The sequence below is a fragment of the Paenibacillus sp. SYP-B3998 genome, assembly GCF_010820665.1.
In the GTDB taxonomy this organism is placed as follows: Bacteria; Bacillota; Bacilli; order Paenibacillales; family NBRC-103111; genus Paenibacillus_E.
Window position 1 is genome coordinate 20,874 of record NZ_JAAIKC010000011.1, and the last position, 18,232, is coordinate 39,105.

Annotated in this window: 14 protein-coding genes; 5 read left to right on the top strand and 9 right to left on the bottom strand. The window is 43.9% G+C overall.

The features are described 5' to 3' along the window. Positions 1-24: 24 nt before the first annotated feature. Complete coding sequence (locus GK047_RS22680) at positions 25-1,176, top strand: MBOAT family O-acyltransferase (RefSeq protein WP_163952051.1); 1,152 nt, start codon at positions 25-27, stop codon at positions 1,174-1,176. Positions 1,177-1,239: 63 nt separating this feature from the next. Next, complete coding sequence (locus tag GK047_RS22685) at positions 1,240-2,208, top strand: sugar phosphate isomerase/epimerase family protein (RefSeq protein WP_163952053.1); 969 nt, start codon at positions 1,240-1,242, stop codon at positions 2,206-2,208. Between the two features lie 73 nt (positions 2,209-2,281). On the opposite strand, the gene GK047_RS22690 is transcribed toward GK047_RS22685, so the two are convergent. Further along, positions 2,282-2,482 (bottom strand): DUF2759 family protein, encoded by a 201-nt coding sequence (locus tag GK047_RS22690; protein WP_163952055.1) that lies wholly within the window; start codon positions 2,480-2,482, stop codon positions 2,282-2,284. 396 nt (positions 2,483-2,878) lie between these two features. Here GK047_RS22690 and GK047_RS22695 point away from each other — a divergent pair, with 396 nt between their 5' ends. Beyond that, positions 2,879-4,492 carry a nitrite/sulfite reductase gene (locus GK047_RS22695; RefSeq protein WP_163952057.1) on the top strand — a complete coding sequence of 538 codons (1,614 nt, stop codon included), beginning with the start codon at positions 2,879-2,881 and terminating at the stop codon, positions 4,490-4,492. 399 nt (positions 4,493-4,891) lie between these two features. On the opposite strand, the gene GK047_RS22700 is transcribed toward GK047_RS22695, so the two are convergent. The 3 genes from GK047_RS22700 to uvrB all read right to left on the bottom strand — a co-directional run bounded on the left by GK047_RS22700 (position 4,892) and on the right by uvrB (position 10,216). Next, positions 4,892-5,050 (bottom strand): hypothetical protein, encoded by a 159-nt coding sequence (locus GK047_RS22700; protein WP_163952059.1) that lies wholly within the window; start codon positions 5,048-5,050, stop codon positions 4,892-4,894. Positions 5,051-5,290: 240 nt separating this feature from the next. Beyond that, entirely contained in the window at positions 5,291-8,173 is a 2,883-nt protein-coding gene (gene uvrA / locus GK047_RS22705) for an excinuclease ABC subunit UvrA (protein WP_163952061.1), read from the bottom strand. Positions 8,174-8,218: 45 nt separating this feature from the next. Beyond that, entirely contained in the window at positions 8,219-10,216 is a 1,998-nt protein-coding gene (gene uvrB, locus GK047_RS22710; RefSeq protein ID WP_163952063.1) for an excinuclease ABC subunit UvrB, read from the bottom strand. 261 nt (positions 10,217-10,477) lie between these two features. On the opposite strand from uvrB, the gene GK047_RS22715 reads away from it, so the two are divergent. Both GK047_RS22715 and GK047_RS22720 read left to right on the top strand, forming a co-directional pair. Beyond that, positions 10,478-11,272: a flagellar motor protein gene (locus GK047_RS22715; protein ID WP_163952065.1), complete on the top strand. Its 795-nt coding sequence runs from the start codon at positions 10,478-10,480 to the stop codon at positions 11,270-11,272. Beyond that, a complete protein-coding gene (locus tag GK047_RS22720) occupies positions 11,256-12,080 on the top strand; it encodes an OmpA/MotB family protein (RefSeq protein ID WP_163952067.1) in 825 nt (274 codons plus the stop codon). The genes GK047_RS22715 and GK047_RS22720 overlap by 17 nt, the downstream gene beginning before the upstream one ends. Positions 12,081-12,132: 52 nt before the next feature. On the opposite strand, the gene GK047_RS22725 is transcribed toward GK047_RS22720, so the two are convergent. The 5 genes from GK047_RS22725 to ftsE all read right to left on the bottom strand — a co-directional run bounded on the left by GK047_RS22725 (position 12,133) and on the right by ftsE (position 17,953). Beyond that, complete coding sequence (locus tag GK047_RS22725; RefSeq protein ID WP_163952069.1) at positions 12,133-13,416, bottom strand: PDZ domain-containing protein; 1,284 nt, start codon at positions 13,414-13,416, stop codon at positions 12,133-12,135. Between the two features lie 124 nt (positions 13,417-13,540). After that, on the bottom strand, positions 13,541-15,004 hold the full coding sequence (locus tag GK047_RS22730) for a S41 family peptidase (RefSeq protein WP_163952267.1): 1,464 nt from the start codon (positions 15,002-15,004) through the stop codon (positions 13,541-13,543). A 90-nt stretch (positions 15,005-15,094) separates the two neighbouring features. After that, positions 15,095-16,285 (bottom strand): murein hydrolase activator EnvC family protein, encoded by a 1,191-nt coding sequence (locus GK047_RS22735; RefSeq protein WP_163952071.1) that lies wholly within the window; start codon positions 16,283-16,285, stop codon positions 15,095-15,097. A gap of 74 nt (positions 16,286-16,359) precedes the next feature. After that, entirely contained in the window at positions 16,360-17,277 is a 918-nt protein-coding gene (ftsX, locus tag GK047_RS22740) for a permease-like cell division protein FtsX (RefSeq protein ID WP_163952073.1), read from the bottom strand. Beyond that, positions 17,267-17,953: a cell division ATP-binding protein FtsE gene (ftsE, locus tag GK047_RS22745; protein ID WP_163952075.1), complete on the bottom strand. Its 687-nt coding sequence runs from the start codon at positions 17,951-17,953 to the stop codon at positions 17,267-17,269. The genes ftsX and ftsE overlap by 11 nt, the downstream gene beginning before the upstream one ends. Positions 17,954-18,232 lie beyond the last annotated feature (279 nt).

The window sequence follows — 18,232 nt, forward strand, 5'->3', positions numbered from 1 at the left end:
TTTGAAGCGAGGAGTTCTGCAACCATGTTTTATATGCACATGAACGCGATTGTTGCCATGGCTGGTATGATCGCTGTTCTGATGCTCACCCGTAAGTGGGCCGATAATAAACGAATCCTGATGATTGTATTCAGTCTTTGTTTCTTGCTCTTGTTCAGCAAGAAGCTTTGTCTGTTCTATGCTGCCTTCACCATCATCAACTACGGCGGTTTTGTTTACTTATGCCGGACAACGCTATGGCGTAAGGCTACCTTTATTTTTGCGATCGCAGCTAATGTCGTTGGTGTGTTTCTTGGTGTTAGGCTGTTCGTTATGGATATTTTCCATAATCCCCTTTTCGATGCCATTATTTATTTAGGGCTCATTTATAACGTACTCAAAGTGATTGATTCTTACTATTTTGCTTATTTCTTTGGTAAAGAAGGCCAAGTGCCTGCTATTGACTACGCGAATTACATTCTCTTCATTCCGACATTTACTTCTGGGCCGATTTTGAAATTTCGCGATTTCATGGCTGATAGCAAAAAGCCTTACTCGGTGGATGCGACGCTGTTCAAGGATAGTGTGAAACGAATCATTTTGGGGATGTTTAAAAAAATTGTCGTCGTCACTTGGATGACCGGGATATTTGACCAAGTGCTGAAACAAGATCTACACACGCATCAATCCTTGTTCTTGCTTATCTGGTTCTATGCTCTTATTTATTTTGATTTCTCGGGCTACTCGGACATGGCCATCGGGTTTGGTCGACTTATGGGATACACGATGCCTGAAAATTTCAAACGTCCTTTCCTATCTCCTTCCTTAACCCAATTTTGGCGGAATTGGCACGCAACGCTCGGTGATTTTTTCCGTGATCATATCTTCATGTTCTTCTCGCGATCTGTTCCCTCTCGTTGGGTCGCTTCAGGTCTCTCCGTTTTGATCATGATATTGATTGGATTATGGCACGGTTTCACTTGGTTGTACCTGTTCTATGGCTTGTACCACGGTATTATCCTTGCAGTAGAAAACCTACTGAAAATCACGACTGTCAACAAAAAGAAAGTTTCTAAAACTTATTTCTACTTCCGCTGCTTCGTTACCCAGGCATTGGTTACTATATCTGTCATTATTTATAGCTCCAACTATGAAACCGTGCTGCGCATTTATAAGGGCCTGCTTCATTTTATGTAATACCAGTGATATAATTTGTAATGGTTCTTTACCTATTGATAGACATTAATGGAGGTGTACCGAATGAAGTTAGGCGTTTTTATGGTTCTGTTTGGAGGAAAGCCTTTCGAGGAAGCGCTGGATTATATTGCTGCAAAAGGCTTAGATACCGTTGAAATTGGTACGGGAGGCTATCCTGGTACGGCACATTGCAAACCCGAAGAACTTCTTGCCGATGAAAGCAAGTTGAAAGCATTTAAACATGCGGTCGAATCCCGCGGTTTGACAATCAGCGCATTGAGCGTCCACGGCAACCCGCTGCACCCGCAAAAACATATTGCCAAAGAATTTCATGATGCGTTTATACAAACGGTTGATCTTGCACAGCGCTTAGAAGTACCCGTCGTTAATACATTCTCCGGTTGTCCAGGTGACCACGAGGATGCCAAATATCCGAATTGGCCGGTAGCTCCTTGGCCAAACGATTTCCAAGAAATTCTGGACTGGCAGTGGGGCAACAAAATTATCCCCTACTGGACTGAAACAGGGAAATACGCTTCTGACCGTGGTGTGAAAATTGGACTCGAACTGCATGGAGGCTTCTCCGTACATACACCAGCTACGCTCCTTCGTCTACGCGAAGCAGCTGGCGAAGTCATTGGTGCCAATCTTGACCCGAGTCATATGTGGTGGCAAGGTATTGATCCCGTTCAAGCCGTTCACATCCTCGGCCGAGCTGGAGCGATTCATCACTTCCACGCTAAAGATACATCTGTTGATACCAATAATGTTAATCGCTATGGGGTAACAGACATGCAGTCCTACTCTAACATGCTGGATCGTGCTTGGCAGTTCCGTTCCGTCGGTTTCGGCCATGATCTCAAAACATGGGCTGACATCATCAGCGCACTGCGCCTCGTCGGTTACGATTATGTCGTGAGTATCGAGCATGAAGACGGCTTGATGTCAGTTGATGAAGGCTTCTCTAAGGCCGTACAGAATCTCCAACAAGTACTCATCAAGGAACCTCTTGGCGATATGTGGTGGGTTTAATCCCAACATAAACAAAAAGCCCGCAGACACTGATCACTCGATCACGTCCTGCGGGCTTTCTCTTTTATTCTAATTACCAACCACTGACCATAACAACATCCATGATACCAAATACAAGCAATGAAACTCCCGCAAATCCGAGGGCAAAAACATTTTTTTTCGGGCTGATCAATTGTCTGATGAAAGCGATCGCGATGATTATTGTAAAGATCAACACATAAATATCAAATGTTGTGTAGGTGCTAGTTGAAACCGCTTCTTCCGCGAATAACATGGTGAATCCTCCTCATCGTAACTCGGTGCAAGGCACACGTTCTGCTATTTTACTTCTATGTTAGCTTGATTGGACATCAGATGCAAGTGATTCCACTCATGTGTAACAAGTTTGTCACCATTTGCATACAATTCACACTTCTTACCGACAATATAACACATTTGAATGATTTGTATAACAAATGCTTATACCGTTTGAGAGCCATTTGCGTTTACCTGTATCACTAAGTATGGTACGATCTAGTTATATTCTTACCAAAGCTATCGGAATTCAATTGCAAGTTGCTGAGGCTTTCTCAAATAAAGCTTTTGCTTACTGTACAGTTTCTAAGAAACTCCAGTTTATGCTTACAACGGCCAGTTAAACTGGCAAAAAAACCTAAGGAGGACCTACAACGTGGCTTACGAAACGATTTGGGCTCAAGACCCTAAGCTAAACAAAATGGAATTGTGGAAACTTGAAAAAGACGGCCTTGATGTTATCCGTACGATTATTGAAGAGTATGCACATAAAGGCTATGATTCAATTCCAGAAGACGATATGAACCGTTTCAAATGGGCTGGCGTTTACGAGCAAAAGCCTAGGGATGGTCATTTCATGATGCGGGTGCGTATCAACTCAGGCGTAATGACAAGTGAGCAAGCTAGAGAAATGGCTGCCATTGCTAAAGAATACGGACGTGATTTAGTAGACATTACGACTCGCCAAGCCATTCAATTCCACTGGCTGCGCGTTGAGCAATTGCCAGATATCTTTAAACGTCTTGAAAAAGTTGGCTTATACTCCTATGAAGCTTGTGGAGATTGCCCGCGTACAATCGTTGGTAACCCCCTTGCAGATATTGATAAGGATGAGTTGATAGATACAACGGATCTGGTCAATCAAGTCAACGATTTCTTCTTAATGAACCGTGATTTCTCAAACCTGCCTCGTAAGTATAAAATGTCCATTTCCTCAAACATTTATAACTCCGGGCATGCTGAGATTCAATGCTTGGCTTACACGCCAGCTACTAAAGTCATTGATGGTAAGGAAGTAATCGGCTTCCATGTATGGGTGGGTGGCGGTCTTTCTGCGAAGCCTCACTTGGCTAGACAACTTGATATATTCGTCACGCCAGAAGAAGTACTTAAGGTAGCGGTCGGGGTAACAACCGTTTATCGTGATAACGGATACCGTGAAAAACGTCACCATGCGCGTCTGAAATTCCTAGTTGCAGACTGGGGCGTTGAGAAGTTCCGTGAGGAATTGGTTAAAGTTATTGGAGAGATGCCTACAAGCGGTGACGATAAAACAGTCGGCTGGAAGGCCGCTTATTTCGATGGTGTACATCCTCAGAAGCAAGAAGGACTAAGTTATATCGGTCTTAACTTACCTGTGGGTCGTCTTACGGCAGATGAACTTCTTGAGCTTGCTCGTATTTCGGATGAATATGGCAAGGGCGTGTTGCGCGCCACAGTTTCCCAAAACTTGATCATCTCAGATATTCCTAACGAGAAGATCGACGAAGTGTTAAAAGCACATGTATTCGAGCGCTTAACGCCAAATCCGAAGCATTTCATGAGTCGTACCGTTTCGTGCACAGGCAACGAGTTCTGTAACCTTGCTGTTGTTGAAACGAAAGAGCGTGCCGTTCGCGTTGCAAAGTATTTAGATGAGAATGTTCAGCTTAATGAAGAAGTTCGTATCCATTTCATCGGCTGCCCGAACGCATGTGGTCAAAAGCATATTGCTGATATCGGTCTACAGGGGGCTTTAATAAAAACACCTGAAGGCATGGTAGATGCATTCGATATCGCGGTTGGTGGTATTCTTGGACCAGGAGCGCAGTTCAACACAACCCTCAAAGGTCGTGTAAAAGGCGATAATGTTGGACCTGTTCTAGCTCAACTTATTCTGTTCTTCAAAGAGAACCGTGTCGATGGTGAAACCTTCAATCAGTACTTTAATCGTGTCGGTGCTAGTGCCTTCCAAGAGAAGCTTACACAAATTTTGGTCGACGCATCTTAATTTAATCATTTCACGAATCCGTATGAAGTTTACTTCATGCGGATTTTTCTTTTACTAAGACTTATTACTTTATGTATATATACATTGATTAAATCCGTTGCTGAGCTCGCTATAACCTTGCTCTTGATTACCACTGAATGACTTACAACCTCTTAATTACAACATAGTAAAAAGCCTATTTTGACTATTAAACATGTTACTCAAATGGTTTGCTACATATAAATTTACGTCTAAAAAATAAAAGTCAATAAAATGAAAGTGATAATCATTCTCATATTATCATAGTAGGTTTTAAACCCTTTGTCAATATTTCCAATTGCATGACTGTTGCTATGCGTCGCAAAATAAGCGGATGCTAACAAAGTATGTTACTCATCCGCATTTTTTTCTTTTTAGTATTTAAAATACCATCTCATAAACATCTGGTGCATCCATTGATTTATCTTCTAAGCTGGACGCTTCTGGTCTAGGCAGCTCACTCTGCTGCCATATGCGAAAGCGTTCAAGATCAATTCCAAGAGCAACAATAATCTCTTGCAGTTCTAACGTTGGTTTCATAACAAGCCTCCACACCCCTAGTAATTACTCTCTCTCCATCTCATCTGTATACATCGAGCAATCTGTCATTTTTATCCTATACTTTATTATAGGACTATATGGTCGCATTAGGATAGAGGGTGAAATTGTCGAAGCTTGTATGATTAAATTATTTATTACTATAAAACTAAAATATTCCACAGCTAATTGAAAAAGGCTTGGATACACGATCTATTTTCATCGTTTACCAAGCCCTTTCTATTAACCCACAGCGTCCTCTAACAACTCGAGGCGCTTGCTGTAATTCTCAGAACGCTCTCGATCCCGCTCGAGAATCGGTTTTAAATACTGACCGGTATATGACCCGGCCACCTTCACGACATCTTCCGGCGTACCAGAAGCGACGATCTGTCCACCCCGGTTTCCACCTTCTGGCCCCAGATCGATGAGATGATCCGCAGTCTTAATCACATCGAGGTTATGCTCGATGACAAGGACGGTCTCACCGTTCTCAACCAGACGGTGAAGAACCTTCAGGAGACGATCGATATCATCGATGTGGAGCCCTGTAGTCGGCTCATCGAGGATGTAAATCGTCTTACCTGTACTGCGGCGGTAAAGCTCCGCCGCGAGCTTCACACGCTGCGCTTCGCCCCCTGACAGCGTTGTCGCTGGCTGACCAAGAGTCATGTAGCCCAGCCCAACATCCAGTAATGTTGTTAGTTTACGATGAATACGCGGTAAGTTCTTAAAGAACTCACATCCATCTTCAATCGTCATCTCCAACACTTCTGAAATGCTCTTTCCTTTATACTTAATTTCCATCGTCTCACGATTATATCGCTTACCTTTGCAAATTTCGCAAGGTACATAAACATCCGGCAAGAAGTGCATTTCGATCTTGATAATGCCATCTCCGCGACAAGCTTCACAGCGGCCGCCTTTTACGTTAAAGCTAAAGCGGCCTTTCTTGTAACCACGTACTTTGGCTTCATTTGTATTCGCGTATACGTCTCTAATATCATCGAATACGCCAGTGTAAGTAGCTGGATTCGAACGAGGTGTCCGACCAATAGGCGATTGATCAATATCAATAACTTTATCAATATGCTCCAAACCATTAATCTCTTTGTGTTCACCAGGACGAACTTTGGCTCCGTTCAAATCACGCGCTAACGACTTGAAGAGAATTTCGTTAATGAGTGTGCTTTTACCAGACCCAGAAACGCCCGTTACACATGTAAATACACCTAGAGGTACTTTGGCCGAAACATTACGCAAATTATTTTCTTTAGCGCCCTTCACTTCAATCCACTTACCGTTGGGCTTTCGGCGCTCCGAAGGAATGGGAATGAAACGTTTCCCACTCAAATATTGACCTGTGATGGAGTTAGGATCTTCCATCAACTCCAGGGGTGTACCTTGAGCAATAATTTGCCCCCCATGGATACCTGCGCCTGGTCCAATATCAATAATATAATCAGCTGCCATCATTGTATCTTCGTCGTGCTCTACAACGATCAAGGTATTGCCTAAATTACGCATATGCTCCAAGGTTTGAATCAGTCTCGCATTATCCCTCTGGTGGAGTCCAATGCTGGGCTCGTCCAAAATGTATAAAACGCCCATTAAGCTAGAACCAATTTGCGTGGCTAGCCGAATCCGTTGGGCTTCTCCCCCAGATAGCGTCCCTGCAGTCCGATGCATCGTCAAGTAATCCAAACCAACGTTAACTAAAAAGCCTATTCGAGCTCTAATTTCTTTGAGTATCAAGTTGGAGATAGTAAGCTCTTTCTCGTTTAAATTCAGGCCTTTAAACCATTCCTCCGCCTCACCGATTGATAATGAAGTTGCGTGAGCAATGTTCTTGCCATTAATCGTCACAGCCAGAGTTTCTGGCTTCAAACGTTGTCCCTTACACTTAGGGCACGGTTTAGTACTCATATAGGTCTGGATATGCTCTCGGATACCCTCAGAGAACGTATCTTTAAACCTGCGCTCCAGATTACGGATGATCCCCTCAAAAGGAACGAGTGCTTCCTTCGTTGCACCCATATCGTTTTCATAACGGAAGCGGATCTTCTCTCCACCCGTCCCATAAAGAATGACCTTCATGTGATCGCTACTCAATTCAGAAACTGGCAAGTCTCGCGGAATGCTGTAATGCTCACAAACCGCCGCCAGAAATTGCGGGTAATAATTCGACGTACTGCCTGCCCATGCTTCAAAAGCGCCATCCTCAATCGTGAGCTTATTATCAGGAACGAGCAATTCAGGGTCGACAATCATCTGACTACCCAACCCGTCACACTCAGGACAAGCCCCAAAAGGACTGTTAAAAGAGAACATTCTCGGAGCCAACTCTTCAATGCTGAAGCCGCATTCTGGACAGGCCAGATTCTGACTAAAGAGAAGTTCCTCTTGGTCAATGATATCTACGATAACACGACCATTAGCCAGCTTCAGTGCTGTCTCCAGAGAATCAGCCAAACGGGCATGTACGTCATCCTTGACGACAATACGGTCTACGACAACCTCAATCGTATGCTTTTTGTTCTTTTCCAATTCAATTTTCTCAGAAAGATCAAGGGTTTCACCATTTACTCGAACCCTGACAAAGCCCTGTTTCTGAATATCGGTTAATAACTTTGTATGTTCACCCTTACGTCCAGAGACGAGCGGAGCAAGAATTTGCAGTTTCGTGCGCTCTGGATATTCCATGATTCGATCAACCATTTGTTCGACAGTTTGCGACGTAATTTCGATGCCATGCGTTGGACAATGCGGCCGTCCAATGCGGGCATAAAGAAGACGCAAATAATCATAGATCTCCGTAACCGTTCCGACTGTGGAACGCGGATTACGACTAGTCGTCTTCTGATCAATTGAAATTGCCGGTGATAGACCTTCAATGGAATCTACATCCGGTTTATCCATCTGCCCAAGAAACTGCCTTGCATACGCAGATAAAGATTCTACATATCTACGTTGACCTTCGGCGTAAATCGTATCAAAGGCAAGCGATGATTTTCCTGATCCGCTCAAACCCGTTAATACAACAAACTTATCGCGCGGAATGGTTACATCAATATTTTTTAGATTATGAGCTCTCGCTCCTTTAATGACGATATTATCTCTAGACACGAATACCCTTCCTCTCCAAGCTTCTTATCTATTCCTTTTAAACTACTAGGCCTCAGCTTTCATTTCCATAATTGCATCACGCAGCTCCGCAGCTCGCTCGAACTGCAAGTTCTTAGCGGCCTCTTTCATCTCGCCTTCTAAACGTTCAATGAGCGCAGCGCGATCCTTCTTCGACATCTTCGCGCCTTTAATATCGCTTAGATAATCCGCTTTCTGCTCAGCTACTTTCGTAGCCTCAATTACATCACGAATTTTCTTAGCAATCGTCTGTGGTGTAATGCCTTGCGCTACGTTATGCGCTTCTTGAATACTGCGACGACGACTCGTCTCGTAGATTGCCTTTTGCATCGAGTCGGTTATTTTATCTCCGTACATAATGACACGTCCATCGGAGTTACGCGCAGCGCGACCAATCGTTTGGATTAGAGAGCGCTCTGAGCGCAGGAAGCCTTCTTTGTCCGCATCTAAAATAGCGACTAAAGAAACCTCTGGCAAGTCAAGACCCTCTCTTAAAAGATTGATCCCTACAAGGACGTGAAAGGTTCCTAAACGCAAATCGCGGAGAATCTGCATCCGTTCAAAAGTTTTGATATCGGAGTGCAAATAACGAATTTTGATGCCGATTTCTTTGAAGTAATCGGTTAAATCTTCCGCCATCTTCTTCGTTAACGTCGTCACCAAAACGCGCTCATCCTTACGAATTCGGTCTTGAATCTCAGCCAGCAAATCATCAATTTGCCCTTTGGTAGGTCTAACTTCAATTATAGGATCCAATAAACCCGTTGGACGAATGATCTGTTGCGTCATTTCTGGACAATGTTCAAGCTCATAAGGTCCTGGTGTTGCTGATATATATAAAATCTGACTTATTTTCTCTTCGAATTCTTCAAAGCGAAGCGGTCGGTTATCCAGTGCAGAAGGCAGACGAAAACCATGATCTACGAGCACTTCTTTTCGTGCTTTATCTCCATTGTACATCGCACGGATTTGCGGCAATGTCACGTGGGATTCATCGACCATGAACAGCATATCTTCAGGGAAATAATCGATCAAGGTATACGGCGTTGCCCCACGTTCCCGAAACGTGAGAGGTCCCGAATAGTTCTCGATACCTGAACAAAAGCCCATTTCCTGCATCATTTCCATATCATAGCGCGTCCGTTGCTCTAGTCGCTGGGCCTCCAAAAGCTTTCCTTGCTCGCGCAGTTCCGTTAGTCGTTCCTCTAGCTCACGCTCAATATCCACAAGCGCCCGCTTCATAGAATCTTCATGCGTCACAAAGTGAGACGCCGGGAAAATCGCAATATGTTCGCGTTCTCCAACAATCTCTCCAGTAAGTACGTTAATCTCCGTTATCCGTTCGATTTCATCGCCAAACAATTCAACCCGTACCGCTTGTTCGCCATGGGAAGCCGGAAAAATCTCAACGACATCCCCACGAACTCGAAACGTACCCCGCACGAAATTCATATCATTTCTCTGATACTGAATATCGACCAGTCGGTGCAGAATCTCATTTCGTGATTTCTCCATCCCTACACGCAAAGAAAGCAGCAAAGATCCGTATTCCATCGGCGAGCCTAACCCGTAAATACAAGACACGCTCGCAACAATAATAACATCACGACGCTCAAACAACGAACTTGTCGCGGAATGACGAAGCTTATCAATTTCTTCATTAATACTTGAGTCTTTCTCGATGTAGGTGTCAGAGGATGCAATGTAGGCTTCTGGTTGGTAATAATCGTAGTAACTAACGAAATAGGAGACGGCATTATGAGGGAAAAATTCCTTAAATTCACTGCACAGCTGTGCGGCTAGCGTTTTATTATGTGCAATGATCAGAGTAGGACGATTCAACTTTGCAATGACCTGAGCAGCTGTAAACGTCTTACCTGTTCCCGTAGCACCGAGAAGCGTCTGATGCTTATTTCCCGCCTGAATACTGCTGACCAGTTCCTCGATAGCTCTTGGCTGGTCTCCTTGCGGGGAAAATTCCGATACAAGCTCAAATTTTTTTGGACTGACCACAATTTCATTCATCCATTATCACCTACACTATGGAAATAAATCGAACTTTTATCCTATAAACTTTCAGTTTGCAATTTCCGATAAAGAAGTAGAACTTCCAACATTTCCTTCTAATAAGAATGTTTGTTCTGGTTTTCCCATTATACTCTTTTTACACCATTGATGCAAACGGCAATATGTGTTTATACCGATTTAACCTTGATGCATGCGGCATCATTTTCAATGCCTTTTCTCTCTATTCTTTCTTAATGCTAATGTAGGAGTGGTACAAACATGGATTTGACAACAGTTTTAGGATTACTTTTAGGTCTTGCAGGTTTAATCGGTGGTTATATGTGGGATGGCGGGCACATCAGCTCATTAATTATCCCTAGCGCCATGTTGATCGTGTTCGCTGGGACGTTCGGAGCCGTGGCGATCAGTTTTCCTGGTTCTATTTTAGCCACGATTCCTGCAGCATTAAAAATTGCTTTCAAACAAGAGAAGCGTGATTCCGCTTCCACTATTGACGAAATCGTCGATATGGCCACGATCGCTCGCAGAGAAGGCGTTCTTGCCTTAGAACAACGTGCTCAAGAACATACAAACCCCTTCCTTAAAGACGGGCTGTTAATGGTTGTTGACGGTACAGACCCCGAACTTACACGACAAATTCTTGAATTAGAGATGGACGCGATTGAGCATCGAATCGATCATATGTCCAAAATTTTTGAGGCTGGCGGCGGATATGCACCTACGATGGGAATTATCGGTACGGTTATGGGATTGATTCACGTTTTAGGCAACCTTGAAAATCCCTCAACCCTAGGACCTGCAATTGCTGTTGCTTTTACAGCCACACTCTATGGCGTTATGAGCGCCAACTTAGTTTACCTGCCAATTGCAAGTAAAATTAAGCTTCGCGGCAAAGAGTTGATCTCTGAAATGGAACTAATGCTTGAGGGTATCCTTGCTCTTCAAGCTGGAGAAAACCCTCAACTAATTAAGAAGAAACTGACCTCCTTCCTTCATGACAAGTCGTCGAAGAAACCGGTAGAGGCAGGTGCTGATCATGGCGAGGAGAGGTAAAAAGCAAGAAGAACACGTCAACCATGAAAGATGGCTCATTACATACGCCGATTTAATCACCTTGCTTCTTGTATTTTTCATCATCATGTATTCGATGAGTAAAGTCGATGTTCAAAAGTATGCCGTTCTGGCTCAGATATTAAACATGCAGTTCCAGAAAGCCGACTCCGTTCTGGACCAAGGTAAAGGCATCAGCGGCCAAATGACCCCTAAACAAGGGGATGCTGACAGCAAGGATAAAGATTATACCCAGCACAATCAAGACGTTCAAAAGGAAGAACATTCGAAGACAAAACCAGAGGACAGCGAAAAAGAGAAGAAGGAGAAAGAACTTCAAGACCTCTTAAAACAAATCCAAGCTTACATCAAGGATCAAAATATCGAAGCGCAGGTGTCGGCCAGCGATACGGATCGAGGCGTAGCCATTACACTTAATGATCTGTTCTTATTTGATCTAGGCAAAGCGGATCTGAAAAATCCTTCCTTTCCAATTCTTCAAAAGTTAGCTTCGCTGTTTCCAACGCTCAACAGTAAAGTTAGTATCGAAGGCCATACAGATAACCTACCATTAGCAACTGGCTCTCCTTATAAAGACAACTGGGGCTTATCGTTCGCCCGATCATTATCGGTACTTCGGTATTTTAGCGATACAGCAGGGCTCGATGACAACAAATTTATTGCTACAGCTTATGCGGATACGATGCCCAAAGCTAACAATGATAGTGATGAGAACCGAGCTAAAAACCGACGCGTCGAAATCATCGTGCTGCGCGACGGTGTGTCCCCCGTCTCGACCGGTAATAAATAACAGCAAGACCCTGCATCTCACGGTGAGATACAGGGTCTTTTTCATCTATTTATCACATTGGCTTCGTCGAATCATTCGATAGGAGCCCTGTTAGCTTACTACGTAAATAGGAGAACAGATGCAGCGGTCGATACTCAACATAGTAAAGCGCATGCTGATCTGGGGCTAGAATTATGCCCAATTGATGATGATCACCGGAAAAAATACCCCGCTGCAGAAAGCGCACTTCCCCCTGCTCATTCAGCACTTCAAGCTTACAAAAAGCTGAGTTCAACTGCATGGCCGCATGGAGATCCGCTTTACTTAAAATCTTATGCCCGTTCACCTTGTGAATGATTTCTCCGGTTACAATCCCCATACCTTCTGCTGGACTATTAGGTACAACGGACAAGACCATAAGACCGCGCGAGGAATGAACAAACAATGGACTTTGCTTTGCATCCACCCAGCGGTTATAACTGATTAGCGCTTCATGTAAACCAATACTTAGCACTGCAGCTACAATAATAACCGGCGACCAATAGTTAGAAACGATAGCTGCTCCCAATACGATCATACCGTACAAGTACAGAAGCTTAGCGCTTTGCCGTGTTTGGATTCTAGGTAGCTTGGAAATCGTCAGCTCCGTGAAGCCAATCATCGCTGGGAAGGCCAGTAAACTCCATCCTGATGCAAGATCTGCATCTAGCAGTGTCCACCACGGAAGTCCACCCGTACTGCCACCAGCAAGCGGTACAAGTAAAAATAACGGAATCGGCCAGAAACCTTGCAGTTGATGTGCACCGATTATTCTCCCTCTTTTCCCTTCAAGAAATAAGGGAGTTGCCATCCGAGTTCCTTGATAACCTACCATGATCCCCTCCAACAGATGGAGAACAGCTACGATAATTAGCAATGAAGGAATGTCTGCCCGTACGACGATATCCAACATAGGTACAGTTTCCTGAAGGCTAGCAATATTGGGCAACCACGCAGCCACAGCATGCGCTATACCAAGGATACCAACGGCATAAGCCAGACATAAAAATCGAACACGTATGATCAGTAAAACGATTGAGATTGCCCATAAAAGCACGATCACATCGGCTTGGACGGTGACACCAGCAAAAAGCATCAAAACAGAAGCACTAATTCCGCCAACCCATCCCCAAAGTACGGTTCGCCAACTCTCGTCCAGCAGAGAATGTAGCTTCGTATGGAACAGTTTGCGCTCCATTTGCACTTGCTTACGATAGTGCAGCACGATAAACAGGATACCTATATAGTAAAAAGGATTTAGAAACAGCTGCAGCACAGCCTGTAATAATCTTTCCAAGAGTTGAATCAATAGTTCCATACGATTCGGGGCTCCTTGATCAAAAAGAAATAGGAAGGCTGCTACAGCAACCTCCCTATACTATTTCGACTATGCTGAGCTCATTTCCTGCTGAACTCGGCTATTTTCCAACAACTAAGCAACTTTATTTCCCAAGCTGTTTCAGCAATTCTTGAACAGCCGCTTTCAATTGCACATCATTTTTCGGTTCTCGAATTTGGGAGAGAACCGACTTCTCCAGCTTTGTTGCCGTTTCCGTATCCACTTCCCCCGTCATTGGGAGACCATTCGTACGTTGGAATGCCTTCACCGCGGTTACAGTCTTGTCATTGAAGTAACCGTCTGTCCGTTCTGTCGCGAAGCCGATTCCCGACAGCATCAATTGCAAATTCTTCACATCATCACTTGTATTATCCTGCTTTAATACCATTTTCTTAGAGATTGGCGCTGCTTTAAAGTAAGCAGGTTGTTCAACAACGATATCTGGTTGGATACCTTTCTTGTGAATCCAATTACCATTAGGTGTTAACCATTTATACACGGTCATCTTGATATTGCTGCCGTCGCCCATTTCCTTCTCAAAAGTCACTTGAACCGTGCCTTTCCCGTAGGACGTCTCACCTATGATTTTACTGCCCACAGCTTCTTGGAACGCTCCAGCCAAAATCTCAGAAGCGCTGGCGCTTCCCTTATTCACGAGAACAGTTACAGGATAGGCCTTGCCCTTGCCTGTCGAAGGCGTTGGTTCTCGCTTCCCATCACGGTTCTCCACTTGCAGGATCGGTTTGCCACTTTGAACGAAAGGATTCACGATGTCCACAACCACATTCAGCAGACCACCTGGATCGTTGCGCACGTCGATGACCAGCCCCTTCATCCCCTTCGCTTCAAGGCTCTTCAGTTCTTCCGCGAAGCGTGTAGCCGTATTAGATGAGAACTGCCGGATTTCAATCTTTCCAATTTGATCCGGCAACATTTCGGCATGGACCGTTTCCACATCAATGTTATCCCGTACAACGATAACTTGAATCGGGTCACCTACGCCTTGACGGGCCAGTTCAAGCTTGGCCTGCGTGCCCTTCGGGCCGCGAATCTTCATAACCGCCTGATTAAGCGTAAGTCCATCTAACTTATCGCCGTTTACGGAGACGATTACGTCATTCGCTTGAATGCCCGCTTTCTCAGCCGGTGATCCTTTAATTGGAGAGACAATGACGAATTTGCCTTCATCAATGGAAACTTCCGCGCCGATCCCCTGGAAAGAAGACGAAATACTTTCATCAAATTGCTTCGCTTCCTTCTGATCCATATATACCGTGAACGGATCTTCGAGGGATTCAAGCATCCCGTTAATTGCGCCATTAACCAGCTTATCATGGTCCATTTGTTTCAAAAATTTACTCTCGATCAGTTGATACGTAGTCGAAATTTTGCTCAAATCCTTACTTGATAAACCAGAAGAAGTTGAGGCAGACGCTGCTGCGCTCCCCGCAGGCTTTTCTTTCCAACCCAAAAATGTCGAGGAGTCTACAATCGTTAATGTCAAAATACTGCTTGCAAACATCGTTATCAAAACAAAAGCAAGCACGGTGCGTCCTTTAAATTGCACAGCGTGTTTCACACCCCTTTTTCCTTAACCCATTTGAGTACTGCTTGTTTTAGTATATGACAAGCTAGCCTCGTTTTATAACCAGTTGTCCTATCTCAAGTAGGGTTTGGGATCGGTCGGTACTTCGTTTATCCTTACTTCAAAATGCAAGTGGTTTCCGGTCGATTGACCCGTTGAGCCGACGCCTGCGATTTTTTGTCCGCGCTTCACGGTATCGCCTACTTTCACGTAAATACCATCATTCATGATATGCCCATAAGCAGTCCACAAACCATTGCCGTGATTTAGAATGATGTAATTGCCGTACCCGTTCATCCAAGAAGCGTAGATGACTGTTCCATTCTCAGCCGCTCGGATCTCCGTCCCTTTGGGAGCCCCCAAATCAATACCTTTATGGTTCTCCGATTTACCGGTTACCGGATTAATCCTATTGACGAAATCAGACGTAATCGGCGCCTGAACAGCGAGCGGATAGCCTAATTTACCGCCAGAATAAGTAAAAGGCGATTTCGCCTTGGAAGCTGCACGCTTTTTCTCCTGCAGCTCGGCCTCTTGCTTAGCCAATTGAGTGACCTGCCGCTCACTCTCTTCGGAAATATCTTCGAGCACTTTTTCCTGCTTGCTTAAGGAAGCAATTTTCACTTCTTTTTCTTTCTCTTTCACTTGCAAATCATCCCGAACCGCATCAGCTTGCGTATAAAGTATCTTTACTTTCTCTAGCTGTTGCTCCGTTTCCACTTTCTTCTGCTCTACCGTATCACGATCTTTTTTATTGGAGACCAGAATCTCTTTATCTTGATTCACAATAGATTGCAAAGCTTCCAGACGGTTCAAAAAGTCAGAAAAACTGGTCGCACTCATCAGCACGTCCATATAAGACACGAAACCATTCATATACATTAAGCGCAAGCGGGATTTCAGCATTTGATCACGAGTCTCAACCCGCGCCTCCGCTTCGTCTAATTGTTTGCCGCTTTGTTCTAAAGTATCGGATACCTGATCAATCTGATTGTTCAATTCCGTCAGCTTTTTGCTCGCTGCATTCACTTGATCGAGAAGCGTCTTCATATCTTTGGTTGTTTGATCTTTTTCCGAGTGTACCTTCGTTATTTGATTCTGAGCGTCATTTGCTTTTTGCAGCATTTCTGATTTCTTCTTCTTAAGCTGAGACAGCTGCTGGTCGATCTTATCCGTTGTTGAAGCGGCATACCCTGCATAAGGAATTACCAACGTTCCCGCAATACCGAGCGACAACAACACGGGCAGAATCTTCTTCTTCAAGCACTTAGCCTCCCCATTCTTCCAAACCAAATCTGGAAAACTTATTCTAGTGAATCGGTGTATCCTATCATCTCTTAAACACGCAAAAATTTTCGCACAGAAATCAAGCTTCCCCATATGCCGATAACCATCCCAATGCCAAGTAAAAGTGCCGTCAGCTTGAAGCTGATGTCGTTAAAGGGCGTTAATTTAATCATCATCAAACTAAGATCAAGCGAGCCTGTATTCATAAGCTTCCAATACCCGCCTAAAATGACCCCAATAGGGATAACCGAACCTATGAAACCTAGTAAGGCACCTTCTATAAAAAATGGCCAACGAATAAAAGAGTTCGTTGCACCTACCAACTTCATAATTGAGATTTCTTTGCGTCTAGCCAGAATCGTGATCTTAATCGTATTAGCAATGAGAAATACTGCGGTAAACGATAATAAAATTACAATACCAAAGCCAATCCAACGAGCGATCTGCGTCACTTTAAATAAAGCTTCTACAGTGCCCTTGCCATAATTCACTTTGTAAATCGGTTTAGGATCTTTACCTATATTCAGCGAGCTGACTTGATCAGCAACCGCCGCAACATTCCTTGGTTCGTCCACCTCAATGGTGAAAGCATCGTTAAGCGGATTGTTTTCTCCGTCGAATCCTTCGAGGAGAGCTTTACCACTGTCCCCAAGCTTTCCTCGCAAGTAAACAAGTCCTTCTTCTTTAGAGACGAACTTTACCGTCTTCACTTCAGGGATACCCTTAATTTGATTCTGGAGTGCATCAATCTGCTGCTGAGGCGTATTAACTTCTAAATACACATTAATTTCAACTTGTTTTTCAATCTGATTGGCAATATCGTTGACATTTAACGTAATAAGTACAAAAATACCGAGAATAAATAAGGAGATGGAAATCGAACTAATTGATGCGAAAGTCATCCAACCGTTACGAACTACGTTTTTTCCACCTTCGCGCAAATGACGAGAGATTGTACTAATCTTCATAGCCGTATTCCCCCCGCGCTTCGTCACGCGCAATAAGCCCATGCTCAATAGCGATAACCCTTTTGCGCATCGTGTTGACGATTTCTTTGTTGTGAGTAGCCATGACGATCGTCGTGCCGCGGAAGTTGATTTCCTCCATCAATTTCATAATGCCCCATGAAGTTTCAGGGTCGAGATTTCCTGTCGGTTCATCAGCAATAATGACGGATGGGTTGTTAATTATTGCCCGGGCAATGGCAACGCGCTGCTGTTCCCCCCCAGATAGTTGGGAAGGCAGTGAATTAGCCTTATCTTTCAACTTAACGAGTTCCAGTACTTCCATTGTGCGTTTCTTAATTTGCTTCTTTGGAGCTTCAATGACCTCCATCGCGAAAGAAATATTTTCGAAAATATTAAGTTTCGGAAGCAAGCGATAGTCCTGAAAAATAACGCCAATATTACGTCGCACATAAGGAATCTTACGCTGCTTGAGCTTTTCCAAATTAAAACCGTTCACGAAAATTTGACCTTTAGTCGGCTTTTCTTCTCTATACATTAATTTCATAAAAGTAGATTTACCTGCGCCTGATGGCCCAACAACATAAACAAACTCGTTGCGGTCCACTTTTATATTAATCCCTCTCAATGCATGAGTGCCGTTGGAGTACGTTTTCCATACGTCCTGCATTTCGATCACAATATCACATCCCATTTTATAGATAGCCAGTATTCATTCGACATAAAAGCCGAAATCCCTTTAGAAGACCCAGAAAATTCGTGCCAATCACCCTCATTATATCATTTTTCAGTAGATTATGAGAAAGAATGCGCTAGTAATTTCAAACAGGAGAACCATCGCATGCGAATATGCGAAAAAAAACACCCCTGTAAAAGTCGGTTTTTCAACAAATCTTTTATCGTGTAGGCGCTGCTGCACTGGATCGAAGAAGTTCCGTTGGAAGTGCTAATTGTTCGA